Here is a 25655-nt window from a genome sequence, read left to right as displayed (position 1 = left end):
CGGCGTTCTCGGAGCGGCCGGTGCGGGTCGGTCCCGGCGCCGTGCTCACGGCGTGTGGCGGTGAAGGAGTCGAAGGCCGTGACTGCGTAACAGCGAGCCGGTGCCGGTGTCAGGCGTCGGCCGACGCGAGGAACTGGGTGGCGGCGAGTTCGGCGTAGAGAGGGTCGGCGGTCACGAGTTCGCGGTGGGTGCCGACGGCTCGTACCTCGCCCGCGTCCATGACGACGATGCGGTCGGCCATGGTGACCGTGGACAGCCGGTGCGCGACGACCAACACCGTGGTCGTACGGGCGACATCGGCGACGGTGTCGCGCAGCGCCGCTTCGTTGACCGCGTCGAGCTGGCTGGTGGCCTCGTCGAGCAGCAGCAGCCGGGGTCGTCTCAGCAGAGCGCGGGCTATGGCGACCCGCTGACGCTCGCCACCGGAGAGCTTGGTGCCGCGGTGCCCGACAAGGGTGTCCAGGCCGTTCGGCAGCCGGTCGACGAGACCGTCGAGACGAGTGGTCTTCAGCGCGCGGAGCAGATCGTCCTCCCCGGCGTCGGGATTGCCGAGCAGGAGGTTGTCGCGGAGGCTGCCGGAGAGAACGGGCGCGTCCTGCTCCACATACCCGATGGCGGACCGGAGCCTGGACACATCCCAGTCCGCGAGGTCCTGGCCGTCCAGGGCTATCCGGCCCTCTCCAGGGTCGTAGAACCGCTCGATGAGGGAGAAGACGGTGGTCTTGCCCGCGCCGGACGGCCCGACGAATGCGGTCATGCCGCGCGGCGGGACGGTGAAGGTCACCCCGTGGTGGACGTACGGCAGGTCGTCGGCGTACCGGAAGCGGACGTTCTCGAAGACGACCGTGGCGGGTTCGGCGCCGGGCAGGGGCAGCGGCGCGGGTGCGCTCGCCGGCTCGGCGGGCAGCCGCCGGGCCTCCTCGATCCGGGCCAGGGCCGCCGCACCGGTCTGGTACTGCGCGACGGCGCCGACTACCTGCTGGATCGGCGACATCAGATAGAAGACGAACAGCAGGAAGGCGACCAGCGTGCCGATGTCGATGGCACCCGTCGCGACCCGTGCTCCGCCCACCGCGAGCACGGTGATGAACGCGACCTGAATCGACAGACCGGCCGTGTTCCCGGCCAGCGCCGACCACTTGGCGGCCTTCACGCTCTGCCGCCACGACTCCTGGGCGGCGGCGTGCACGGCCTGCTCTTCACGGTGCTCGGCCCCGGACGCCTTGACGGTACGCAGCGCGCCCAGGATCCGCTCCAGTGCGGCACCCATCGCGCCGACCGCGTTCTGCGCCTGTCTGCTGGCCCGGTTGATACGGGGCACGATCACCCCGATCACCACGCTCGCGCCGATCACCACGCCCAGGGTGACGGCGAACAGCACCGGGTCGACCAGACCCATCATCACGAGCGTGGCGAGCAGGGTCAGTCCACCCGTACCGATACCGACCAGCGAATCCGTGGTGACCTCGCGCAGCAGGGTGGTGTCGGAGGTGATCCGGGCCATCAGATCGCCGGGTTCGCTGCGGTCGACGGCGGAGATACGCAGCCGCAGCAGATGCGACACCAGCGCGCGCCGCGCCCCGAGCACCACGGATTCGGCGGTGTACCGCAGTACGTAGCCACCCAGCGCGCCGATCGCCGCGTTGGCGATCACGAGTGCGGACATCGCCAGCAACGCCCCGGTGATGGCCCGTTCGTGCTGCAGATCGTCGATCAAGCCGCGGGCCACCAACGGCAGCGCGAGCCCGGTGGCCCCGGTCATCAACGACAGAACTGCCCCGCCCAGCAGCGCCCAGCGGTGCGGCCGCACATAGCCGAGCAGCAGCCGCCACGGCGGCACGGCGGGCGGAACAGACGGCTCGGAATCCGGCACGGCACTCCCCCGTCTTGCATTGATGACACCCTGACGTGGGTAGAACTGTAGCCGTACGCTGGTCGCCACTGACCTCTACTACGGGGGCGACCACGGGGTATCGCTCGACTTCTCCGAGCAGGCCCGGGAGTCCTGGCGCACCATTTTCGGCGAGGAGGACCAGCAGACACTTCTCATGGGGCACTGGCTCTGCTTCGTGTATCTTCCCCCGGCGTGATCCCGGCACGCGTGGGGGACAGCGAGGCAAGGCACGACCCGGCTCGCCTTTACGCCAAGGACGGATCGGCCGCATGGGCGTCGGCCGATCCGTCCTGGGGCTCTGGTACCGCCGGTGGTGTCGTCGCCTCCGTCGCCTCCGCCGGCAGTTCGGCCCAGACGATGCGGCCGGACCCGCGGGGTGCGTCCCTGACACCCCAGTCGATGCTCAGCATGCCGACGAGCAGAAGCCCGCGGCCACCTTGGTCGTCGGGCTCGGGCTGTCTGCACGCGGGGAGCGTACGGCTGCGGTTCTGGTCCTCGACCTCGACGTGGAGCCGATCCCCGGCGGTGCGGAGTCTGCACACGATCAGGTCGCTCTCCGTGTGCGTGAGCGCGTTGGTGACCAGCTCGGAGGTCACCAGTACGGCGTTGTCACAGGTCTCGCGGCTGATTGCCCATTCGCTCAGCAGCAGCCGCACGTTCCTGCGGGCCTCGGCCACCGAGACGGGGACGGCGGGCAGGCCGAACACGCCTGCCTTGTGGAGGATTTCGTCACCGGAAAGTCGGCCCAGGGACTGAGGGAAGGAGGGCGAAACCATCGCCGTACGCCTTTCGTCTGCAGAGCACAACACTCCTAGTTGCGACCCTTGATCCCCCAACTGGGCTGCGCAGCCCCTTCGTTCACCGGACCGGGGCGTACGACCACTGTGACACCTGCCAACAACGTCCCGCAACCAGCAAGTTGAAAATTGCAATTTGTAGGGCGCAGGCCGCCCCAGTCGCCGATGATCGTGACAGACTGCAATGCGTTGGCCCGGACTACGGGTGAGGAGGTAAGGCGTGACCTCGGAAACCGACTGGGGCGGCGCGCCTTCCGTCCTGCGCATGATCCTCGGCAGGCAGCTCGAGGAGCTGCGCAACCGGGCCGGCCTGACGTACGAACAGGCGGCCACGGCGATCGGGGTGAGCCACTCCACGATCCGCCGGATGGAGTCCGCCAAGGTGGCCCGGCTCAGGCTCGCGGACGCCGAGAAACTGCTCCAGGTCTATGGCGTGAAGGACCAGCAGGAGATCGACACCTTCCTGAAGTCGGTCCGCGAGGCCAACAAGCGCGGCTGGTGGCACACCTACCGTGACGTACTGCCCGACTGGTTCGCCGCGTATCTGAGCCTGGAGCAGGCGGCGTTGCAGATCCGGGCGTACGAGGCGCAGTTCGTACACGGACTGCTGCAGACCGAGGCGTACGCGCGCGCCCTGCTCGGCGCCGGCAATCCGCACGCTTCGGAGGAGGCCACCGAGCGCCGCGTCGCGCTCCGTATGCAGCGCCAGGAACTGCTGTCCCGTCCGAACCCGCCCCGTGTGTGGATCGTGATGGACGAGACGGTGCTGAGGTGGCCGGTCGGCGGACCCGAGGTGATGCGCGCCCAGGTCGACCACCTGATCAGCCTGAACGCGCTGCCCCATGTGACCCTACAGATCATGCCGTTCAGCAACGGTCCGCATCCGGCGATGCGGGCCGGCGCCTTCCATCTCTTCCGGTTCAGGGCCAGGGAGTTGCCCGACATCGTGTATCTCAGCGGCCTGGTGGGCGCTGTGTATCTCGACAAGGCCGACGACGTCCTGGTCTATCGCGAGGCCCTGGACCGGCTGGGCGCGCAGTCGACGCCCGCCAGCAGGACCGAGGCTCTCCTCGGTGCGATACGCAAGGAGCTCTGACGTGCACCACCACCACATACGCAACGGCATGCCGGCCCGTGATCTCGGCGCGCAGGACTGGCACAAGCCGTGGAGCGACGACGCGGGCGGCGCCTGCGTCGAAGTGAAGAAGCTGGGCGACGGAAGGGTGGCGGTGCGTCAGTCCACCGACCCGGGCGGCCCGGCGCTGGTCTTCACCGACCGCGAGATCACGAGCTTCCTGACGGGCGTGAAGGCGGGCGACGCCGACTTCCTGTTCTGATCGACTCCGGGCCTTGAAACGCCCCTGCCTGAAGCAGACTGTCTCAAACACCTCCGTCCCACACACCTCCGTCTGAAACCCCCTTGCTGACCTACGACTTGATAGGAGGGGCCGCGTTGTCCGACAACGGATGGCCTGCCGACCGAATCGACACCGAGAGCGCACACTCCGCGCGTATCTACGACTACATCCTCGGCGGAAAGGACTACTACCCCGCCGACAAGGAAGCCGGCGACGCCATGTCGCGGGAGTGGCCCGCCCTGCCGGTCCACATGCGGGCCAACCGCGACTGGATGAACCGTGCCGTGCGCTGGCTGGCCAAGGAGGCGGGGATACGCCAGTTCCTCGACATCGGCACGGGCATCCCCACCTCCCCCAACCTCCACGAGATCGCCCAGTCCGTGGCCCCCGAGTCCCGCGTCGTCTACGTGGACAACGACCCCATCGTCCTCACCCTCTCCCAGGGCCTGCTGGCCAGCACGCCCGAGGGCAGGACGTCGTACATCGAGGCCGACTTCCAGCACCCGGAGGCCATCCTCGACTCCGCCGAGTTCCGCGAGACCCTCGACCTGTCCAAGCCGGTCGCGCTGACTGTCATCGCAATCGTCCACTTCGTCCTCGACGAGGACGACGCGGTCGGCATCGTCCGCCGCCTCCTCGAACCACTCCCCTCGGGCAGCTACCTCGCGATGTCCATCGGCACCGCAGAGTTCGCGCCCGATGAGGTGGGCCGCGTCGCACGCGAGTACGCGGCGCGCAACATGCCCATGCGGCTGCGTACGTTCCCGGAGGCCGAGGAGTTCTTCGAGGGCCTCGAACTCGTCGAGCCGGGCATCACGCAGGTCCACAAGTGGCATCCGGACGGCAGCGATACGGAGCCCATCCGGGACGAGGACATCGCGATGTACGGGGCGGTGGCTCGTAAGCCCTGAGCTGGGCCCCGTCCTGGCCGCAGGCACCGTTGAATGTTCTATTCAGCATCTCTAGCATCACTCGGTGGATCCATTCACCCACCGAGGAGATCCCGTGCTCTCAGCCACTCGTGTCAGGGGTAGGAGTCGGACGCGGCGACCGGCGATGCTGGTCGCCGCGCTGCTGACGGCCGCGGGCGTGGCGGCCCCGCCGTCGTCGTCCGCGGCGGAGCCGCCGCCGAGCGCTGTTCCGAAGGTGTGGCCGACTCCCCAGAACATCAAGGCCGGTTCGGGTCAACTCACCGTCCCCGACCGGGTGGTGGAGGTCGTCGGCCGTCGGACCGACCCGTCGGCCCGACGGCTCGTCGAGGCCGTTCTGCGCGATGCCGGAGCCGACAAGATCATCACCGTGAGCGCCGGGGACAAGCCCCCCGCCGCCGGGCTCACGGTCTACGTGGGCGGCCCGGACGAGAGCGGCGCCACCGGGAAGGCGCTGACACGGCTGGGCGCCGAGCCGCCGACCGGCCTGACCTCGGGTGGCTACGTCCTGGCGTCCGGGCGCAAGGACGGACGGGCCCTCGTCGCCCTGTCCGGCGTCGACACCACCGGCACGTTCTACGCGGCCCAGACCCTGCGCCAGCTCGTCACCAAGACGCGCGGATCGCGTTCCGTACTCCCCGAAGTGGCCGTGCGGGACTGGCCGACGGCCGCGTTGCGCGGGGTCGTCGAGGGTTTCTACGGAGCACCCTGGTCGCACGCCGAGCGGCTGAACCAGCTGGACTTCTACGGTCGTACGAAGCAGAACGTCTACGTGTACTCGCCCAAGGACGACCCGTACCTGCGGGCGAAGTGGCGCGACGCGTATCCGTCCGCCGAACTCGCCCGGATCGAGGAGCTGGTGGACCGGGCCGACGCCAACCACGTCCGCTTCACCTACGCCCTGTCGCCGGGACTGTCGGTCTGCTATTCCTCGGACGCCGACATCAAGGCCCTCACCGCCAAGTTCGACTCGCTGTACGACGTCGGCGTGCGCTCTTTCGCGATCCCGCTCGACGACATCAGCTACACGAAGTGGAACTGTGACGCCGACGAGAAGGAGTTCGGCACCGGTGGCGGCGCGGCGGGCACGGCACAGGCCCAGCTGCTCAACCAGGTGTGGCAGGACTTCTCCGCCGGCCACGCCGGGCTGCAACCGCTGGAAATGGTCCCCACCGAGTACTCCGACCTCGCCGACTCTCCCTACAAGAAGGCGCTCCGGGAGAAGCTCGACCCCTCTGTGGTCGTGGAGTGGACCGGCGTCGGAGTGATCGCGCCGAGCATCACCGCCGACCAGGTCGAGCAGGCCCGCAAGGTGTACGGCCACCCGATCCTGATCTGGGACAACTACCCCGTCAACGACTACGTCACCAGCCGCCTGCTCCTCGGCCCCTACACCGGCCGCGAACCCAAAGTGGCCGCGGCGGCAACCGGAGTGACCGCCAACCCCATGGTCCAGGGCGAGGCGAGCCGGATCGCCCTGTTCACCTCCGCCGACTACCTCTGGAACCCGGACGCCTACGACCCCCGTACTTCCTTCCTCGCCTCCGTCCGCGACCTCGGTGGGTCCGCGGCGGCGAAATGGCTGCGGATCTTCGCCGAGAACAACTACTCCTCGCAGCTCGACGCGACCGAATCGCCCACGCTCACCCCGCTCATCGACGCCTTCCGCAAGGCGTACGAGGAGGACAGCGGCCTCGACCAGGCCGCCGAGGCCCTCAGGACGTACTTCACCGACATGGCCGCCACGCCCCGCGAACTGCGCGCCCGGCTCGACAACTCGGGCTTCCTGACGGAGACATCCGCCTGGCTGGACAAGCTCGGCCGCTACGGCACGGCGGGACAGACGGCCGTGGACCTGCTCCTGGCGAACAAGCGGGGCGACGCCGACGCGGTCACCACGTACTGGAAGAAGCTCAGGGCCGAGCGCAAGCAGCTGGACGCGATTCCTCAGCAGGTCTCGCCGGGAGTGATGGACCAGTTCCTCTACACGACGGTGATCGAGAACGCGCCCGACCCCGGCGTCGACATCTCCTTCGATCCCGGTTCCCTCGCCCTGAGGCCCGGCGCGACCGAGACAGTGACCCTGGCTCTGACCGACAAGCGGTCCATGTCCGCCCGGACGGTCTCCTGGAAGCTCGACGTACCCGACGGCGTAACCGCCTCACCCGACCAGGGCACCCTGACCGTCCCCGCCGGAGGCAGCGCCTCCACCACCGTCACCTTCACGACCCGGGAGGGCGCCGCAGACGGGGTCCGCTCCGTCGTGGCGACGGGCTCGGCGAACGGCACTGCCGTCCTGGACCGGGCGATCCCGGTCCAGGTCGGCGACGGCGCGGGCACGCCGCGGGCGCTGACGGCCAACTTCAGCGGTGCTTCGGTCAGTTCGATCGACCTGGACTCCGGGAAGAGCACCAACATCTCGGTGGGCAACAACCCCGGTGAGGTGATCCTCAGCGCGGACGGGCGCACCGCCTACGCCGCCAACCAGGGCTCGAACTCGGTCAGTGTCATCGATGTGGCGCGCGGCACGGTCACCGACACGGTCGCCGTGGGGCGCGTCCCCGCCGGGCTCGCGCTCACGCCGGACGGCCGCACGCTCTGGGTCGCCAACTACTCCGACAACACGGTTCAACCGGTGGACACCGCCGTCCTCGAGGTGGGCACCCCTGTCCCGGTCGGCTCCGGCCCGGAGAACATGGCGATCACGCCTGACGGCAGGAGGCTGTACGTGGCCGACATCCACGACAACACCGTCACACCGGTCGACCTGGCCGCCCAGAAGGCCGCGGCCCCCATCCCGGTGGGCCCCCGCCCCTTCAACGTGGTGGCCGCACCCGACGGCAAGACGGTGTACGTGTCCAACTCCGGTGGTTCGACGGTCACTCCGATCGACACGGCCACCAACGACACCGAGCCGACGCTCCTGGTCTCCGGCCAGGCCTACGGTCTCGCCCTGTCCCCGGACGGACGGACCCTGTGGGTCAGCCCCAGTACCGGCGACACCGTCACCCCCGTCGACACGGTCACCGGCGCCCCCGGCACCACGACCAAGGTCGGCAGGTCCGCCTTCGACGTCGCCCTGGACTGGAACGGAGCCAAGGCCTACGTCACCACGGCCGACGAAAACGTCCTGGTGCCGGTCGACACCTCGTCGGGCACCAGCGGGTCGCCTCTGGCCACAGGCGCCTATCCGCTCGCGGTGGCGCTCACACCCGTACCGGTGGAGTAGCCGGCGTCGGCTCGAGACGCGGCGGATGCGCCCCGCGTAGTGCCTCTCCAGTTCCAGGTTGCCTTCGAAGCTGCCGGGGACGTTGGCCGAGACGTAGGCCGGTGGGCGTCGGCCGGCGAGAAGGCGGGAGGCCGCCTCGGCGACGGCACCCGTGCCCAGGGCCACCTCGCTCACCAGCGGTGCGAGCCCGGCAATGCGGATCGGTGGCTCCGCCATGACAGTGGGCAGCAGCCACATGTGATACGCCTCCTGCTGTGCCCGGGACGTGAAGATGGGCCCCTTCGCCCCACCAGCCTTCCCGCTCAGGTCGTGTATTCCAGCTCCGTCATAGCGGCCTGGTGTACCGCCATGGCTACCTGTGACATGTCGAGCCCTTCGAGGTGCCGCACCAGGGCCTTACGAGCCTCCAGGAGCTGATGGCCCAACTCGTCCCCTTCCAGCTGGCCGGGACGAATGACGCGGCGGAACTTTTCGGTTGGTGCTGCAGCGGTCGGGCCGGCGAGGTACAGGCCGGCGCCGATTCTCAGTTGATCCAGACGACCGGGCTGTCGCGGTACGCGTCGCCCTCGTCGAACGAGGCGCCGATGATGGGCGAGCTTTTCGTGGCGCTGAGCGCGCAGGTCTCGTACGACGCACCCTTGGTGGTGAACTCGGTGGGCGCGCCCTCGCGGTCGCACTTGCCCGGGATGTCACCGAACAGTACGACGCCCGTCCCGGCGCCACCTTCCAGCACACCGTCCAGCTTCAGCGACGCGTAGGACAGGTCGGTGCCGCCGACGTTCTCCACCTTCATCTTGATGAAGTAGGGCGTCATTCCCTTCGCCTTCTCACCAAAGGCGGCCATGTCGGCCTCGGCGCCCTTCTCGATCGCCGTGACGGTTACGGCGATGGTGCCCTTCTTCTCGCTCGTGTACTCGAAGGGCAGGACAGCCCTGTCGCCGACCTTGATTTCCGTGCCCGGCGCGGTGACATCACCCTCGGCTGGCGCGGCACTGTCGTCGCCGCTGTCGGCAGTCGGGCTCTCGCTGCTCGGCGCGGACGAGGCCGGGGCTGACGCCGCCGGCGAATCCTGCGCCACCGGCCCTCCCCCGTCGCCGGCGCAGGCCGAAAGCCCGAGCCCCATGGTGGCCAGAGCAGCCGCGAACATGATACGTCCCTTGTGCACTACTACTACCTCACTGGTAACGAGAGCTGTCCGATACGGCAGCTTGGAACGGTCGATGGTTTCGAGAAATGACCGACCACACAGCCGGACATGCCAGAGCGGCTTCCTGACGGCGTTTCGTCGTCGACGCGCACAGTGAGCCTCTTCCATCCTCGGCCTGAGCTGGCGTGATGCAGGCAGAGGATGGCCTGGACAAGGCTCGTGATGCGGGTGTGTGACGCCCCGTGAGACGGACGCGTTCGGCGGGTCAGTCGCAGAGATGGCCCCACGCGTGGTTGGGACGCCAGGTCTTCTCGCCGGAGGACGCACCCTTCCAACTGAAAGTCGCCACCACGCTGAAACTCTCCCGTGGCCGGCTGCACGGGTTGACGGTGCTGGTGCCGGCCAAGTCCTCGGTGCCATGCCAGCCGTCGTAATCCTTCGCGGAGCGCACCGTCACCCAGCCGCTGCTGCTGGTGCGCAGAAGCTTCACGTTGGTGACCTTGACCTGGTAGCTGCCGCCACCGGCGACGTCGGTGATCTTCGCCCGCGCTCGGAAGGTGTCGGCGGTCTCGTCCCACCAGACGGTGGCGCAGCGCTTGACCTGGGTGCCGTAGCACTTCCAATCGCTTGCTGCGGATGCGGACGACGGGGTGATGACGATCGACGCACCAAGCGCCGCGGCGACCAACGCGCCGGTAGTGCGGAACATGTGACTCCCCCTTCTCTGGCCTCGCCCATGGACCTTAGGGTCATCGGGGGCTTCGGACTTTGTCATCCGTGCAGGGAACTTTGTCAGTGGTGCACCACCTCAAGGTGGCGCCGCATCAGGTGAGGGTCCTGCGCGTGCCCGTCGAAGCCGTTGCACAGCGAGAGGGAATCCCGCCACACTGGTGTCGGGAACTGCGTGCCGAGGGGGACTTCTGGGGGAACGGGCCGAGGTACTGTCAGGCTGGCTCGGTGACCGACGCAGACGAGGGTCCGCCTCATGAGCCCGCTCCTGGACACCGCGTTCATACCGCCGCAGGACCGGGAGGAAGTGCTCCGCAACGTGGTGTGGAAATCCATGGTGGAGGGTCTCTTCCTGTCGTCTCTTCCTGTCGTCTCGCCCACCGAATGCCGTCCCTCCCGCCGGGCAACGGCCCGGTGGGAGGGACGAGGTGTTGACCCCTGTCGCGAAAAACGTGAACACTCAGGGGGAGCATGTCCTCCAGATGCTCAAACGAGCGGTGCGTGAACATCACAGTGAGAAGTGCTCACGCCGTGCACCAGTACCCACCAGGTTCGTCGGCCGACTGCCACGTCCACCGCTGCAACGCCCCATCCATGGGCATGACATGGGATCCGCTGTCGCTCCAGACAAGCGTGCGCCGATGAAGTCGAGCCCAGCGATTGCCCTGGCGGATCCATCGTTGCCGGTCCAGTCATCCACTGCATGACCGTCCGACACCCGTGACGCCGTCCGGTGTCGATGCCGCCCCGGCGAGGGCGGTGCACTTCCGGACCACGCCGTCCTGCGATGCGGCGGGGAGCAGGCGCTCAGCCCCAGCCGGGTTCGGCGGGTACTCGGCAGCGCACCTTCTTCCCGATTGGCGAGCGCCGTACGTGCCATCCCGGCGCGAGGAGGTCGACCAGCCCGAGCCCCCGCCCGGTCTCCGCCTCCGGGCTGTCGAGCGGCGTCGCTCGGCGCCTGGGCAGGGTGCTGGGGTCCGGGTCGTGGACGTTCACCGCGACGCCGTGCGACGTCACGTACACCTCGACCACGAGCGGTACGCAATCGCCGTACGCACGAACCGAGTTGCCCACCAGTTCGGAAAGAACGAGCTGTGCGGAGTCGACGGCGTCGGCCCCAACGCCCTGCGCCAGCAGTTCTGTGCTTGTCAACTGCCGTACCTGACACAGGTTCTGGGACGAGGCACAAACGTGTGCGGCGAAGCCGTGAGGGCGGGAGCGCAGGTAGAACCCGGGGATGGTCGGTGCAGCGGGCACAGCGGGTGCGGCTGTGTTGAGGATCGTGAGGTGCGGGCTGAGGGATGAGGTGGGGTGCATGGCGCCTCCTTGCGGCCACGGGCGTACCAGACCAAAGCAACTGCATGCTCCGGCCGCCGACTTGACTTCAGCATGACGATTTAACGCACCAACTCGCAAACTTGTCACCCGAAATGCACACTCGACTCTTTGTTCTCGTCGCTTCGACCGTGCAGCCGGTGCCATGCTGTCGCCATGCCAAATGCGCGCCCTGTTCCCACCGTCCGCCGCCGACGCCTCGGCCAAGCTCTGCGGCAATACCGCAACTCGGCCGGCCTGAGCCTCGACGTCGCAGCACAGACGATGGGCTGGATCGGCCCGAAGCTTTCGCGCATCGAGACGGCCAATGGCTACATCCGCCCTGCGGAGGTAGCCCCTCTGCTCAAGGCGTACGGAGTGGTCGACCCTGAAGTGGTCTCGGCGCTGGAGGCCCTGGCCAAGGACGCGCGCAAGCAGGGCTGGTGGCAGACGTACAGCGGCATCGTCTCCCCCTCCTACGCCGACTACATCTCCCTGGAATCGGACGCCGACACCATCCGCGAATTCGCACCGCTCCTCATCCCTGGGCTGTTGCAGACGGCCGCGTACGCGCGCGAGAGCATCGCGGCCAACGCCATCACGCGCACACCGGAGGAGGTGGCGGCGCTGGCCGAGGTACGTCAGGCCCGCCAGGCCGTACTAACGCGTCCCGACGGGCCGCTGAAGCTCTGGGGCGTGATCCACGAGGCTGCACTCCACCAGCGGTTCGCCCTTCGGCCCACGACAATGCGCGAACAGATGCAGCGGCTGCTCGACGTCGCGGACATGCCTCACGTGACCCTTCAGGTGATGCCCCTGGAGGCGACACCGCACCCAGGGAACGTCGGCGGTTTCAGCGTGGTCAGCTTCCCCTCGCCGATGCCTGACGTAGTGCTACTGGAGAATCTCATCGGCTCGTCCTATGTTGAGGGCGTCGGCGACGTTCGGACCTTCGCCGATGCCTTCGAACGCATCGTCGCGGCAGCGCTCCCGACCGATGACTCGTTGGCTCTCATCGCCCGCATCCAGGAGAAGCAGCGCAAGTGAGCAACAACCGCAAGCCCGACCTGCACGCCGACCTGACCACGGCCGTATGGCGCAAGGCATCAGCCAGCGGCGGGGAAGGGAACTGCGTCGAGATCGCCGACAACATCCCCGCCCTCGTGCCGGTCCGCGACAGCAAGCGCCCCACCGGGCCAGTGATCACCTTCACCGCCCACGCCTGGCGCACTTTCATCGCCCACCTGAACTGAACCCGACGACGCCCATAGGCCCAACGCGGGCAATCGCCCCTGCCGGGCCTGATCTCGGCGCCGGGACCCCCCGAGCGAGGCCGTGCCGCTGGCGCCGTACCGCGTCGGCTCAGCTAGCCGTACGGCGGATCCGCCCCGCATAGTGCCTCTCCAGCTCCAGGTTGCTCTCGAAGCCACCGGGAACGTTGGCCGAGACGTAGACCGGTGGGCGGTGGCCGGTGGTGAGCAGGAGGGAGGTCGCCTCAGCGACGGCCATCTGGACCAGCATCACGCCGGTGAGTGTGGACAGGGCGCATACGGCGCCGCCGTCGGGGAGTTCCAGGAGGGCGTCGCCGCGGGGGGCCGCGTTGTCGAGGACGACGTCGGCCAGGTCGGCGAGCTTCTTGCCGCTGGGGTGGGCGGCGGGGACGGCGTGGGTGTGGGCCACCGAGGTGATGGCCAGGAGGCGGTGGCCTTGTTCCTTGGCGTGCAGGGCCATCTCCACGATCACGTTGTTCACGCCGGAGTTGGAGATGATGACGAAGAGGTCCTCGGGGCGTGGGGCGGCGAGGTCGTAAATCCGCCGCGCGACACCGGACTTGCGCTCCAGAAGCGGGTCGTCGAGGACGCCGGCGTCCTCGCCGCCGTACAGGACCAAGTCGGCGATGCTCAGCCGGTTGGTGGGCACCAGGCCGCCGGCGCGGCCCGCGACCTCCAGGACGATGGCCTGGGAGTGCCCCGTACCGAAGGCCTGGATGACGCCGTCCGCGCGCACGCAGTCGGCGATCAGCTCGGCGGCGCGCCGCACCTCGCCGCGCGCGGACCCGGTGATGCGGTCGAGGACCGCCAGGCTCTCGCGCGCGAAGCCGTCGGCGCTCACGGAGCCGGCGTTCACGGAGTCGCCGTTCACGGATTCGACAGACACGGGGTGCTCCCCACCGGTGGATTGAACCACCATCGCGTACATCCCTACGTGAATGAATAAAACACACGGGGCGATCGTCGGGCAACATCACTCCCCCCGCCCCACCAACCGTCCTGCACCCGTCCTGCACCCGTCCGGCACCCGTCCGGCACCCGTCCGGCACCCGCCGGGTCCCTCCGGTCCTGAATTTCAATCACGGAGTTATACGGTGGCTGTCACATTCTCGGCAGCCAGCACCAAGGAGATCGGATGCCCCCGACGGACGTCACCTCACTCATCCGCACCGAGCTGCCCCGGCTGGCCGGCTCCCTGCGGAAGGTGGGTGAGCTGATCCTGGAGGATCCGGCGGGCGTCACGCACTGCTCGGCCGCCGAGCTGGGCCGCAGGACCGGGACGTCCCAGGCGACGGTGACCCGTTTCTGCCGGGCCATCGGGCTCGACTCGTACCAGCATCTGCTGATCGAGCTGGCCCAGGAACGAGGGCGCGGCGAGGTCTCCGACTGGGGCAGCGCCGAGATCGGACCGGACATCTCCCCGGACGACGACCTCGAACGGGTGGTCCAGGTCGTGGGCAGCGCCGACCTGCGCGCGGTGCAGCAGACCATCGACCGGATCGATCTCGACGCGATGGAGCGCGCGGCCCAGGCCGTCGCCCGCGCCCGGCGCATCGACGTCTATGGCGTCGGCGGCAGCGGCGCGGTGGCACAGGAGACCGAGACCAGGCTCTTCCGCATCGGCTGCTCGGTGCGCGGCTGGACCGAGGTGCACGCCGCGGCCACCTCCGCGGCCCTGCTCACCCCGGCGGATGTCGCCGTCGGCATCTCGCACTCGGGCGCCACCCGCGAGACCATCGAGCCGTTCGAGCTCGCCAAGGAGCGCGGTGCCACCACGGTGGCGATCACTTCCGATCCGCGCTCGCCGCTCGCCAAGGCCGCCGACATCCGGCTCATTTCCACCTCCACTGAGACCATCTTCCCTGGGCGCACCGGCAGCATCGGTGGCCGGCACTCGGTGCTGGTCCTCATCGACTGCCTGTACGTTCGGGTCGCCCAGCTCTCCTACCAGCGGGCGAGCGCGTCACTGGCCCTGACCGACCACATCACCCCGCGGCATGCGGTGAAATCCCGCCGTACGCGCTGAGACGGCCCTTGTACGGGGCCCGCCCTGCATGGACGAACCACCAACAACGCGCATGCATGGTTGTTTGAACCATCCCCCCGGTGTCAGGATGTGGCTCTGCCGAGCCCCCTCGTAGGAGACCCATGCGCGTCACCTCTGTCGAGTCGACCGAGCTCTTCGTCGGAACCACCGAGCAGCCGCGCCAAGTGGTCGCCGTCGGGCTGAGCCACCTCCCCGGCCGGACCGTCCGCCTCAGTGTCGAGGGTCCCGGCGTGACCGGCGAGACCGAGGCCACCGCTGCCGAGGACGGCACCGTGCGCGCCGAGATCCCCGTGGTCACCGATCTGTCCGTCGGCGAGCGTCGCGCGATCACGGTGACCGCCGCCGACGGGGACCGACTCGCCCGAGACACAGGCGAGTTCACGGTCGCTGAGCCCGGCTGGACCATGTTCATGGTCAGCCACTTCCACTACGACCCCGTCTGGTGGAACACCCAGGCCGCGTACACCGAGACCTGGGACGTCGCCGACGACCCCGCGTCGAGCGGACTGCCGGCCCGTACCTTCGACTCGCGCGGCCAGTCCGGGATGAGCCTGGTGCGGGCCCACTGCGATCTGGCGCGGCGCGATCCGGCGTACACCTTCGTGCTCGCGGAGGTCGACTACCTCAAGCCGTACTGGGACGCCTTCCCGGAGGAGCGGGCCTTTCTGCGCGAACTGATCCGTACCGGTCGCGTGGAGATCATGGGCGGTACGTACAACGAGCCCAACACGAATCTCACCGGTGCCGAGGCGACCGTACGCAACGCCGTGTACGGCGACGGTTTCCAGCGAGCCGTCATGGGCGCGTCCCCCGAAACCGCCTGGCAGCTGGACGCCTTCGGGCACGATCCCCAGTTCCCCGGGCTGATGGCGGACGCGGGGCTGAGCTCCAGCTCGTGGGCGCGTGGGCCCTTCCACCAGTGGGGGCCGACGCTGTCCGTGTTCGGGGAGGAACCGAGGGATCCGAACCGGATGCAGTTCCCGGCGGAGTTCTCGTGGATCGCTCCCTCGGGGCGCGGGCTGCTGACCGCGTACATGGTCAACCACTACGGGGCGGGCTGGGCGATCGACAACGCCCCCACCCTCCCCAAGGCCGAGCAAGCCGCGTACAAGCTGTTCAAGGGACTCAAGCAGGTGGCGCTCACGCGCAATGTGCTGCTTCCGGTCGGCGGGGACTACGCGCCGCCGTGCCGTTGGGTGATGGACATCCACCGGGACTGGAACGCCCGTTACGTCTGGCCCCGCTTCATCAGCGCGATCCCGAGGGACTTCTTCGCAGCCGTTCGCGCGGAGCTCGACAAGGAAGGCCGCAAGGCCTCGCCGCAGACGCGGGACATGAACCCCGTCTACACCGGCAAGGACGTCTCGTACATCGACACCAAGCAGGCACAGCGGTACGGGGAGACGCTGCTCGCCGACGCGGAGGCGTGGGCGACGCTCGCCTCGATGGTCACCGGGCATCCGTATCCGGAGGCGGCGCTCGACAAGGCGTGGCGGCAGCTGGTCTACGGCGCCCATCACGACGCCATCACCGGCTCCGAGTCCGACCAGGTCTATGTCGATCTGCTGACGGGCTGGCGGGAGTTGTACGACCTGGCCGGGACGGTGCACGCCGACGCGACCGACGCCCTGGCCCGGCGGGTCGCCCAACTCCCCGGCGGAACACCGGACTTGGTCGTCTTCAACGCCGCCACCCGGGAGCGGCGGGACGTGCTCACCGTGGCCGACCCGGGTCTCGTACCGCTCGACGACACGGGCCTGCCGCTGCCCGCCGTACGCGACGACGACGGCCAACTCCGCGTGGTCGTACCGCAGGTGCCGGGCATGGGCCTGCGCGCCCTGCCGCTCGCCGAGGGCTCCGTGGCCGGGTGGGCGCCGGGCGAGGGGACGACCATCCGCAACGAGTTCTACGAGGTGACCGTCGATCCGGGGCGCGGCGGGGGCGTGAGCCGGTTGCGCGCGATGACGGAGGGAGGCCGCGACCTGCTGCGCGCCGGGGACATCGGCAACGAGCTGGTCGTACAGGAGGAGTACCCGAGGCATCCGCGTTTCGGCGAGGGCCCCTGGCATCTCACGCCGACCGGCACGACGGTCGCCCGCAGCCGCGAGGTGACCGCCGATGTACGGGCCGAGCACTCCCCCGCCGGATCCCGCATCACCGTCACCGCGGATCTCGGCCTCTTCCGCTACACCCAGCGGCTGTGCCTCTGGAAGGGGATCGCGCGACTCGACGTGTCCACCACCATCGACGGTTACGACGGGGCCGACCGGCTCATCCGGGTGCGGTGGCCGTCGGACGTGCGGGGCGGGCTGCCGGTGCACGAGGTGGCGGACGCGGTGATCGGGCGCGGGTTCGGGTTCGTGGACGTCGACAGCGAACGGTTTCCGTGGACCTTGGACAATCCGGCGAACACCTGGTTCGGGCTCGGCTCCACCGCCCGGACCGAACTCCGGGACGACGCGGGGACGTTGCTCGGGCACCGGGCGATCGGTGTCGCCGAGTTGATCTATGCCTCCTGGGAGGAGGCCGGCGAGCTCGGGGCCCCGCTCGCGGCGGCCCTCGTCCGTGCGGGTGTCACGGCGACCTCGACGATCGCGGACGGTCCTCGGTACGGCGACCTGGAGATCGACTCCAACCTCCCCGACATCCGTATCGCCGTCGGCGCCCCCGGCCGCAACGCCGTGGTCGCCGAGGCGCTGGGCTGGGACCCGGCCGCGGGGCGCGAGCTGCGGCGGCAACTCGCCGAGCGGGGTGTGGCGGCGGTATGGGTCGCGCCGCGCGCGGGGCTGCGCGAGGAGTGGGTGCCGGGGGCGGACCTGCGTGACCTGGAGCGGCTGCCGCTGCTCGTGGTGGCGGGTGCCCGCCCCGAGGACGACGCGAAGGCGGTCGCCGAGCTGGTGGCCGACCTGGAGGACGCGACGGTACGGGCCACCGCGGCGGGCGGTGGCGAGGCCTTGCCACCGGGTGACGCCTGGGACGGCCGCACCTTCGCCGTCCTCAACCGCGGCACGCCGGGCTGCGTGGTCACCTCCTCCGGCGACCTCTACATGTCCCTGATGCGCTCCTGCACCGGCTGGCCCTCGGGCATCTGGATCGACCCGCCCCGCCGCACCACCCCTGACGGCTCGTCCTTCCAGCTCCAGCGCTGGTCCCACACCTTCGAGTACGCGGTGATGGGCGGCGAGGGCGACTGGCGCGAACTGCAACTCCCACAGACGGGCCATGAGTTCAACCATCCGCTCACGGCGCGGTTGCGTGCGGCTGCCGGCCTGACGGCGGACGCCCCCGTACTCCCGAGGCGGACGGCTCTGCTGGCGCTCGAGCCGGAGGGGCAAGTACTCCTCGACGCCCTCAAGCCGCTCGGCTCCCCACTGGCGCGGGGCAGCGCGACACCGGCCGACCCGGCGCTTGGGATCGCGGTGCGCATGCACGAGGTGTCGGGCCGCCCGGTGCGGGCGCGGGTGCGCGGGCCACTGCCTTGGACGGGCGGCTCGCGTGCCGACGTCCTGGAGACGCCGGGGGAGCCACTGGTCCCGGAGGACGGTGCTCTAGGTGTCGAGCTGACCGGGTTCGAGGTCGCCACGGTGCTGGCGACGCCCGAAGCCTCGGCGACCGGGGCCGGCCGGTCGGCAACGGCGGACCCGGCCTCGTCCGGCGCGCGCTCCCGCAGCTCGACGCATGGGCCCGGGATCGCCGCGTACGAGCCCACCCAACCCGTCCCCACCCGGTACTGGCTGCACAACTCCGGCCCCGCGCCGCGCGGGAACATGCCCGTGACCGTGTACGTCTCGCCCAGCACACTCACCGTCGACGGGCCCGTCACGGCGACGGTGCGGATCGCCTCGGAACTCACCGACGCACCGGTGTCGGGCGACGTGATCCTGCACGTACCACCAGGCTGGGTCGCCGAACCCGCTCAACTGCCGTACGCGCTGGGCCCCGGCGGATTCACCCTCGCCGAGTGCACGGTGACGCCCGCCGCCGATGCCGTTCCCGGCCGGCACTGGCTCGCCGCGCGGCTGTCGTACGGCGGGCAGGTTTACGAGGATGTCGTGGCCCTCGATGTGCCGGGCGCGGTTCGGGAGGGCGAGCCGGACGGGCGTACCGGTCCAACCCTCGTCTCCCGGATGGGAGTTGAGCGGGTCCGGGTGCGCAGGGGTGAGCGGACGCGAGTTCCGGTGAGCGTGCGCAACACGACCCGTGGTCCGATCAATGGCACCCTGTGGGCCGTTTCCTCGTGGGGCACCTGGCCGGGCGTGGGGCCCGGCTGCCAAGGGTTCGCCGTGGCGCCCGGGGAGCAGATGGAGTGCGTCATCGACGTGGACGGCGGGGCGGTGCCGCCGGGCTCGTACTGGCTGCTGGCGAAGGTCGCCTGGCACGGCAACGTCGCCTACACCGAGGCCGTTCCGCTGGAGGTGACCCCGTGAGGGGGCACGCACATGCAAATCCGCACGTGCGTCCGCCCCATGGTGCCGCCGCCCTGGTGCACGGCGAACCCCTCGCCGAGGAGCGCGTGGACGCCCTGCTGGAAGCCGTGCCGCCGCGTGACCGCGAGGCGCGTCCCGAGGGCCTGGCGCGTGCGGAGCGGCAGCGTCGGCGTTGGGCGACCCAGGTGGTCGTCGCGGACGAGCTGGCGCAACGGGCTTGCACCGAGCGGGGGTTGAGCCCTCCCGACGAACCCGCGTCGCACCACCGGATGCTCGCCGTGGACGAGGCCGACGTCGCCGGACTCGGGAGCATCGTCGCGGTGGTCCTCGCCTTCTCCCCCGCCGCCCGCACTCTGCTCGCCCGTCTCGCCGACGAGCAGGACATCTCCGAAGCGGCGGTACGGGACTACTACGACCGCAACCGGGACCGCTTCCTCACTCCGGAGGCCCTGCGGCGAGGGGCCGATCCCTTCGACGGGGCGGCACCGGCCGACTTCCTGCCGTACGAGCGGGTGCGGGAGGGCATCGCCCGCGAGCTGCGACGGGCGGCGGGCCGTCGTGCCTTCTTCGCCTGGCTCGACGGGGCCCGTACAGGCGTCGTGTACGCCGTCGGCCACGAGCACCCGGGCGACCCCTCGCACCCGGACCACGAGCACCGGCACTGACCGGCACCGGGCATCGGGCATCGGGCATCGGGCATCGGCCCCACGTACCGGTCCCGACCTCCATCCGGAACCCAAAAGCAACACGACGCCCCATTGACCTCCGATGAATTTAGGTCCACATTTTCATCAATCGGAGTCCAAGTTGGTGAATTGAACCAGCATCTGAACCAGCAGAAGCCTGGTCGCAGGAGGGCAAAAATGCGCGCAAGAAGACTCACCGGATCCCTGGCAGGCCTCATCGTCCTGTCGCTGGCCGCGGCCGGCTGCGGTCTCTCCGGAGACTCCGGGGACGGCGAGGCCACCGCCGGCGGCTGCAAGGTCGACAAGGGCAACGTCGGTTCCGGCAAGCTCACCGGGGACGTCAAGGGCAAGATCACCTTCCAGACGACCAACTTGAAGAAGGACTTCGGGACGTTCTTCAACGGAGTGATCAAGGCGTTCGAGAAGGAACACCCCGGCACCTCCGTCAAGTGGGTCGACGACCCGGGCGACGCCAAGTTCACCGAGCGGAACGTCGCCGACGCCCAGGCCTGCTCCCTGCCCGACGTGATCAACCTGAACAAGGTCACCGCGACGGCCCTCACCAAGTCCGGCTACCTGCTCAACCTCGACGAGAAGGACCCCGATGCGTCGAAGCCCTTCGTGAAGGCGTTCTGGGACTCCAGCGCCCTGAAGGACGCCTCCGGCTCGGACGTCCACACCGTGCTGCCCTGGTACACCGGCGGAATCAACCTGACGTACAACACCGAGATGCTGGAGAAGGCCGGTATCGACCCCGAGAAGCCGCCGACGACCCTCTTCGGGCTGTTCGAGGACTACGAGAAGATCGCCAAATCGGCCAAGGGCAAGTACTACGCGACGATGGCCAACCCGATCTGGCGCCTCCCGGCCGACTGGCAGCAGATGGACATCAAGGTGTACTCCGACGACGGCAAGTCCTTCGTCTTCGCCGACGACCCCAGGACCACCGAGTGGGTCGCCTGGATGACGAAGCTGTATCAAGGAGGCGCGATGCCGAAGGACTCGCTGTCCTCAAGCGACGACCCCTCCACGCCCTACAGCAACGGCCAGGTGGCCTACGGATCGACGAACCCCAGCTTCGTGCGCTTCGTGAAGCAGAACAGCCCGTCGGTCTACGACAAGACCGGCGTCGGCCAGTACCCGTTCGACAAGCTCGGCCACACCACCGGCGCCCCGCAGTACATCTCCGTCCCCGCGACCAGCAAGAACGCACCCACCGCGCTGGCGTTCGCGAAGTTCCTCACCAACGCGGAGAACCAGACGGCGTGGTGCAAGGACCCGAACGTCGTGATCTTCCCGACGACCACCGAGTCGCTGGACGACCCGTTCTTCACCACGGTGACCGGAGACGACCCCTTCGCCGAGGCCCGCAAGGTGGTCGCCGAGCAGCTCAAGACCGCCACCGCTGACGAGGTCGTCCTCTCCGACCCGCAGCGGAACGCGATCGTGGCCCAGGTGCAGCTGGCCATGCAGGGCAAGAAGAGTCCCGAACAGGCGGTCAAGGACGCCCAGGACAAGGCCAACGAGCTGCTGACGCAGGGCAGTTGATGGCAGCGACACAGACCGCGAAGCCGACGGCCGGGTCAGGTGGGGCGAGCAGCGCCGCACCGGGCCCGGCCCCGGGCCGTCTGCGGCGCCTGGGCCGGGCGCTGCGCCCCGGGCCCGCGCCGGGCGCCAACGGCGCCGCCCTGTACCGCCGCTGGTGGCTGCCCTGGGTGTGGGCGCTCCCCGCCATCGTGTGCGCGGCGGGCTTCGGCGTGTTCCCCTTCCTCAACACCTTCCTGCTGTCGTTCACCGACGCCAAGCCGCTCGGCGGCGCGGCGAACTTCGTCGGGCTGTCCAACTACACCCGCCTGCTCGGCGACGACGACTTCTGGCTGGCGACCCGCAACAGCGTGCTGTACGCGGTGATCGTGGTGCCGCTGATGATGCTGCTGCCGTTGCTGCTCGCCGTGCTGGTGGAGAAGAAGCTGCCCGGCATCGGGTTCTTCCGGTCCGCCTTCTACACGCCGGTGATCGCCTCCAGCGTGGTCGTCGGACTGAGCTGGCAGTGGCTGCTCAAGGACGAGGGACTGGTCAACACCTGGCTGGAGAAGGCCCATCTGATCAGGGAGGCCATCCCCTTCCTGTCCGATCCGTGGCTGATCCTGCTGTCCGCGATGGGCCTGACACTGTGGAAGGGGCTCGGCTGGTACATGATCTTCTACCTCGCCGCCCTGGGGAACGTCTCGCAGGACCTGCACGAGGCGGCGGCCATGGACGGCGCGGGCGCTGTCCGGCGCTTCTGGCACATCACCGTGCCGGGCGTGCGGCAGACGATGCTGCTGGTCGGCGTGCTGACGGGCATCGGCTCGCTGCGGGTGTTCACCGAGATCTACATGCTCGGCAGCCCCACCGGCGGCCCCGGCGGCCAGGCCCGCACCCTGCCCTTCTACATCCGCGACGTCGGGCTCGATCCGCTGAGCGGCAACGCCGGGTATGGCGCCGCGGTCAGCGTCGCTCTGTTCGCACTGACCTTGGGCCTCACGCTGCTGGCGCAGCGCCTCACCAGGGGGGATGAGGAATGACCACGAGCACCCCGACCGCCCCGAGCGCGCAGAGCACCCCGGCCGATCCGCGGCCCGCGCGGCGGCGCTTCCGCTGGCGGGACTACGGACGCCCCCGCGAACTCGTGGTCCGCTATCTGCTGCTGCTCTTCGTGCTGGCGATCACCGTCGGCCCGCTGCTGTGGCAGTTCCTGACCTCGCTGAAGGGGACGACGGAGGACGTCTTCGGTGCGAACGCCACCCTCCTGCCCCAGGAGCCGACGCTGCGGGCGTACCAACAGGTCTTCGACCAGGTGCCCGTGGCGACGTACATCAGGAACAGCATGATCGTGGTGGTGCTGTCCCTCGTCAGCCAGTTGCTGTTCTCCACCCTGGCCGGCTACATGCTCTCCAAACCGGCGTGGCGGGGCCGAAAGGCGGTCTGGGTCCTGCTGATCGCCTCGATGATGTTCCCCTTCGAGGCGATCATGGTGTCCCTCTTCCTGAGCATGAGGGACCTGGGGCTCGTGGACAGCCTGGCGGGCGTATGGCTCCCGGGCTTCGTCGGCGCCATCAATGTCCTCATCATGCGGGCCGCATTTCTCGCCGTCCCCCGGGAGATCGAGGATTCGGCCATGCTCGACGGGGCGGGAGAGTGGCAGCGCTTCCGGCTTCTGTACCTTCCGAGCGCCTTCGGTGCGATGTCGGTCGTCGCCATCAACACCTTCATCGCCGCCTGGGACGACTTCCTGTGGCCGCTGATCGTGCTGCGCTCCGAGGAGAACTTCACTCTCACGCTGGGGCTGGCCCGGCTGCAGACCTCGTCGTTCGGCTATGACCAGCGGGTGGTGATGGCCGGGTCGGTGATCTCCCTGATTCCGGTGCTCGTGCTGTTCGCCATCACACAACGGTGGTTCTACAAGGGCGTCGCGTCGGGAGCGGTGAAGTTCTGATCCACGCGGAACAGGACGGGTACCGCGGTCAGCGCGGCCCGGGCCGACTCGGCGATCCGGACCTCGAGCGTGCCGGGCAGCAGTGCGGTCTCCAGATCGGCGCCGACCTGGGCCAGTTGGTCGGCGCCGAGGGAGAACGTGACGGTACGGCACTCGCCGGGAGCGAGGTCGACGGAGTGGAAGGCCCTCAGTTCGAGGGTGCGTGGCCAGACGGGGGTCAGCAGCCGCCGGACGTACAGCTGGACGACCGTACGCCCGTGCCGCTTCCCCGTGTTGGTGACATCGACCTCGATGGTGTGCCCCGACAGGCCCGACAGGCCCGACAGGCGAGGCGGGCCGTACTTGAAGGTCGTGTACGACAGTCCGTGCCCGAAGGAGTACAGCGGCTCGGCGCTGTCGTCGACGTAGGCGCCGTACTCCGTGTCCTTGTGGTTGTAGTAGACGGGGAGCTGGGCTGCCGACCGGGGGACGGAGACGGGAAGCCGGCCGGCCGGTTCCGCGTGCCCGAGCAGGACCTCGGCGATCGCGTCTCCTCCCCACGGGCCCGGATACCAGACGGTGAGCAGTGCCGCCGTGAGGTCCGCCGCCTCCGGGACGGCGTGTGGGCGCCCCTGCACCAGGACCACCACGGCGGGGGTGCCGGTCGCCGAGGCGGCGCGCAACAGCTCGTACTGCGCCTCGCCGAGCCGCAGCCCGGCGAGGTCGACGCCCTCGCCACAGGTCATCCCGGAACCGGTCTGTTGTGCAGCCCCGTTGGCCGCGAAGCCGGTCTCCGGGGTACGGGCACTGCTGCCGCCGAGCACGAGCACGGCCAGGTCCGCGGCGGCGGCGAGGGCGACGGCTTCGGGTATGCCGGAGGTGTCGTCGCCGGTGAGGGCGCAGCCGCGGGCGTGGGTGATCTCCACCCCGGGCGGGGCGAGCCGCCGTAGCCCGTCGAGCACGCTCGTGCCGGTGCCGGGTCGTTGCGGGGCCGTGTAGTCGCCGAGTTGGTGCGCGGTGGTGGCGGCGTGCGGTCCCAAAACGGCGATACGGGTCGCGGTCGAGGGGATCGGGAGGACGCCGCCGTTGTTGTGGAGGAGGGTGACCGCGGCTCGGGCGAGGGCCGTGCTCAGATCCCGGCCGAGGGCTGCGAGGGCTGTGGGAGGGGTTGCCAACTGGTCTGCGGCACAGGGGCGTTCGAAGAGGCCGAGGCGGAACTTCAGGCAGAGGACTCGGGTGACGGCCGCGTCGAGGGTTTCCTCGCGTACGAGGCCCCGCTCAACCGCCTCCTCCAGGTGCGTGAAGCCCTCGTCCCACAGGCTCAGGTCCACGCCTGAGTTCAGGGCGAGGGCGCCCGCCGAGACCGGGTCGCCGGTGATCCGGGCCAGCCGGTCCACGGCCAGCCCGTCTGCCATGACCAGCCCCTCGAAGCCCCAGCGGCGGCGGAGCAGATCGTGCAGCAGGGCGCGGTTGCCGGAGCAGGGCATGCCCTCGACCTCGTTGTACGCGGCCATGACGGCGGCGGCCCCGGCGCGTAGGCCGGCCCTCGCGGCGGGGAGGTGGATCTCGTGGAGTTCGCGGGGGCCGAGTTCGGACTCGGCGGAGTTGCGGCCGCCGATGGTGGCGCCCTGGCCGGCGAAGTGCTTCAGCACGACGGGGACCTTGTCGGGGGCGAAGAGATCCCCGGGGTCCCCTTGCATGCCCCGTACCAGCGCCCCGGTCAGACGGGACGCGAGGTACGGATCCTCGCCGAAGCACTCCTCGGTGCGGCCCCAGCGGGGGTCGCGGGCGATGTCCAGTGCGGAGACGAGCGCCAAGTGGCCGCCACGGGACCGGAGTTCGGCTGCCGCGTGGGCCGCGGCCTGCTCGTACAGCTCGGGGTCCCAGGTGGCGCCGACCGCCAGGTTCACCGGGAAGACGGTGCCGTCCAGGGCCATATGACCGTGGGGCACCTCCTCGACGAACAGGGCGGGTATGCCGAGCCTGCTTTCGCTGACGACGTGGCGCTGCACCATCTCGGCGAGCGCCGCGCTGTCCGCGGCATCGGCTCCGGTGGCGTGGTCCACGCCCGACCAGGCGTCGGCGCGCAGCAGGCCGTACAGGGCGCCGAGCCCGGCGAAGCGCTCGGTTTCGGCGTGCAGGGCTTCGGTGAGTTCGAAGCCGGACGGGGTGCGGCGGTAGGCGTTCCAGCCGTACATGCGCTGGTTGAGCTGTCCCACCTTCTCGCGCAGTGTCATTCGGCCGAGGAGGTCGCGGGTGCGGGCTTCGACCGAGGCGGTGGGGTTGCGATAGAGCATGGGGGCGGTCGCTTCTTCGGTGTCGGCTGCGGGTTGTGGGTGGCTGGTCGCGCCGTTCGCCTCAGGGACGCGG

The 25655-nt window shown here is 69.5% G+C and carries 20 protein-coding genes and 1 pseudogene; 12 read left to right on the top strand and 9 right to left on the bottom strand.

All coding sequences use genetic code 11. From position 1 onward, the window contains the following. Positions 1-109 precede the first annotated feature (109 nt). The gene (locus tag ACFYO0_RS18655; protein WP_388676742.1) at positions 110-1873 is read right to left on the bottom strand and encodes an ABC transporter ATP-binding protein; all 1764 of its coding nucleotides are present in this window, start codon (positions 1871-1873) and stop codon (positions 110-112) included. Positions 1874-2139: 266 nt separating this feature from the next. Further along, positions 2140-2670, bottom strand: a complete 531-nt coding sequence (locus ACFYO0_RS18650; RefSeq protein WP_388676739.1) for an ATP-binding protein — start codon at positions 2668-2670, stop codon at positions 2140-2142. Between the two features lie 241 nt (positions 2671-2911). Here ACFYO0_RS18650 and ACFYO0_RS18645 point away from each other — a divergent pair, with 241 nt between their 5' ends. The 4 genes from ACFYO0_RS18645 (at position 2912) to ACFYO0_RS18630 (ending at position 8207) form a co-directional block, all read left to right on the top strand. Next, on the top strand, positions 2912-3787 hold the full coding sequence (locus ACFYO0_RS18645; protein WP_388676736.1) for a helix-turn-helix domain-containing protein: 876 nt from the start codon (positions 2912-2914) through the stop codon (positions 3785-3787). A 28-nt stretch (positions 3788-3815) separates the two neighbouring features. Further along, positions 3816-4028 carry a DUF397 domain-containing protein gene (locus ACFYO0_RS18640; RefSeq protein ID WP_388677593.1) on the top strand — a complete coding sequence of 71 codons (213 nt, stop codon included), beginning with the start codon at positions 3816-3818 and terminating at the stop codon, positions 4026-4028. Between the two features lie 116 nt (positions 4029-4144). Beyond that, on the top strand, positions 4145-4960 hold the full coding sequence (locus ACFYO0_RS18635) for an SAM-dependent methyltransferase (RefSeq protein WP_388676734.1): 816 nt from the start codon (positions 4145-4147) through the stop codon (positions 4958-4960). Between the two features lie 145 nt (positions 4961-5105). Then, positions 5106-8207, top strand: coding sequence for a beta-N-acetylglucosaminidase domain-containing protein (locus tag ACFYO0_RS18630; protein ID WP_388676731.1), 3102 nt, complete (start codon positions 5106-5108; stop codon positions 8205-8207). A gap of 9 nt (positions 8208-8216) precedes the next feature. Here ACFYO0_RS18630 and ACFYO0_RS18625 read toward each other — a convergent pair. The 5 genes and pseudogenes from ACFYO0_RS18625 to ACFYO0_RS18605 all read right to left on the bottom strand — a co-directional run. Further along, positions 8217-8354 (bottom strand): annotated as a pseudogene (locus tag ACFYO0_RS18625) (sugar isomerase); the annotation flags it as partial. A gap of 155 nt (positions 8355-8509) precedes the next feature. Then, the gene (locus ACFYO0_RS18620) at positions 8510-8632 is read right to left on the bottom strand and encodes a hypothetical protein (RefSeq protein ID WP_388676728.1); all 123 of its coding nucleotides are present in this window, start codon (positions 8630-8632) and stop codon (positions 8510-8512) included. Between the two features lie 98 nt (positions 8633-8730). Next, positions 8731-9354, bottom strand: coding sequence for a hypothetical protein (locus tag ACFYO0_RS18615; RefSeq protein ID WP_388676725.1), 624 nt, complete (start codon positions 9352-9354; stop codon positions 8731-8733). Positions 9355-9619: 265 nt separating this feature from the next. Further along, a complete protein-coding gene (locus ACFYO0_RS18610) occupies positions 9620-10063 on the bottom strand; it encodes a hypothetical protein (protein WP_388676722.1) in 444 nt (147 codons plus the stop codon). 827 nt (positions 10064-10890) lie between these two features. Then, a complete protein-coding gene (locus ACFYO0_RS18605) occupies positions 10891-11400 on the bottom strand; it encodes an ATP-binding protein (protein WP_388676719.1) in 510 nt (169 codons plus the stop codon). 174 nt (positions 11401-11574) lie between these two features. On the opposite strand from ACFYO0_RS18605, the gene ACFYO0_RS18600 reads away from it, so the two are divergent. Further along, positions 11575-12444 (top strand): helix-turn-helix domain-containing protein, encoded by an 870-nt coding sequence (locus tag ACFYO0_RS18600; RefSeq protein ID WP_388676716.1) that lies wholly within the window; start codon positions 11575-11577, stop codon positions 12442-12444. Further along, the gene (locus tag ACFYO0_RS18595; protein ID WP_388676713.1) at positions 12441-12650 is read left to right on the top strand and encodes a DUF397 domain-containing protein; all 210 of its coding nucleotides are present in this window, start codon (positions 12441-12443) and stop codon (positions 12648-12650) included. Before ACFYO0_RS18600 ends, ACFYO0_RS18595 begins: the two co-directional genes overlap by 4 nt. A gap of 109 nt (positions 12651-12759) precedes the next feature. Here the strand turns inward: ACFYO0_RS18595 and ACFYO0_RS18590 are convergent, their stop codons facing one another. Further along, positions 12760-13524: a sugar isomerase domain-containing protein gene (locus ACFYO0_RS18590; RefSeq protein ID WP_388677591.1), complete on the bottom strand. Its 765-nt coding sequence runs from the start codon at positions 13522-13524 to the stop codon at positions 12760-12762. A 279-nt stretch (positions 13525-13803) separates the two neighbouring features. On the opposite strand from ACFYO0_RS18590, the gene ACFYO0_RS18585 reads away from it, so the two are divergent. The 6 genes from ACFYO0_RS18585 to ACFYO0_RS18560 all read left to right on the top strand — a co-directional run bounded on the left by ACFYO0_RS18585 (position 13804) and on the right by ACFYO0_RS18560 (position 23306). Beyond that, entirely contained in the window at positions 13804-14694 is an 891-nt protein-coding gene (locus ACFYO0_RS18585) for a MurR/RpiR family transcriptional regulator (protein ID WP_388676710.1), read from the top strand. A gap of 122 nt (positions 14695-14816) precedes the next feature. Then, complete coding sequence (locus tag ACFYO0_RS18580; RefSeq protein WP_388676707.1) at positions 14817-19142, top strand: NEW3 domain-containing protein; 4326 nt, start codon at positions 14817-14819, stop codon at positions 19140-19142. Positions 19143-19168: 26 nt separating this feature from the next. Then, positions 19169-19807, top strand: coding sequence for a peptidyl-prolyl cis-trans isomerase (locus tag ACFYO0_RS18575; protein WP_388676704.1), 639 nt, complete (start codon positions 19169-19171; stop codon positions 19805-19807). A gap of 198 nt (positions 19808-20005) precedes the next feature. Beyond that, positions 20006-21376, top strand: a complete 1371-nt coding sequence (locus ACFYO0_RS18570) for an extracellular solute-binding protein (protein WP_388676702.1) — start codon at positions 20006-20008, stop codon at positions 21374-21376. Then, positions 21376-22395, top strand: coding sequence for a carbohydrate ABC transporter permease (locus tag ACFYO0_RS18565; RefSeq protein WP_388676699.1), 1020 nt, complete (start codon positions 21376-21378; stop codon positions 22393-22395). Before ACFYO0_RS18570 ends, ACFYO0_RS18565 begins: the two co-directional genes overlap by 1 nt. Continuing rightward, complete coding sequence (locus ACFYO0_RS18560) at positions 22392-23306, top strand: carbohydrate ABC transporter permease (protein ID WP_388676696.1); 915 nt, start codon at positions 22392-22394, stop codon at positions 23304-23306. The genes ACFYO0_RS18565 and ACFYO0_RS18560 overlap by 4 nt, the downstream gene beginning before the upstream one ends. Here the strand turns inward: ACFYO0_RS18560 and ACFYO0_RS18555 are convergent. Next, positions 23270-25582 carry a glycoside hydrolase family 3 N-terminal domain-containing protein gene (locus ACFYO0_RS18555; RefSeq protein ID WP_388676693.1) on the bottom strand — a complete coding sequence of 771 codons (2313 nt, stop codon included), beginning with the start codon at positions 25580-25582 and terminating at the stop codon, positions 23270-23272. The genes ACFYO0_RS18560 and ACFYO0_RS18555 overlap by 37 nt on opposite strands. Between the last annotated feature and the right edge of the window lie 73 nt (positions 25583-25655).

Source organism: Streptomyces sp. NPDC006365, assembly GCF_042870755.1.
Lineage (GTDB): Bacteria > Actinomycetota > Actinomycetes > Streptomycetales > Streptomycetaceae > Streptomyces > Streptomyces xiangluensis.
Note: the sequence above shows the minus strand (reverse complement) of the source record. Positions and strands in the feature narration are given on the sequence as shown.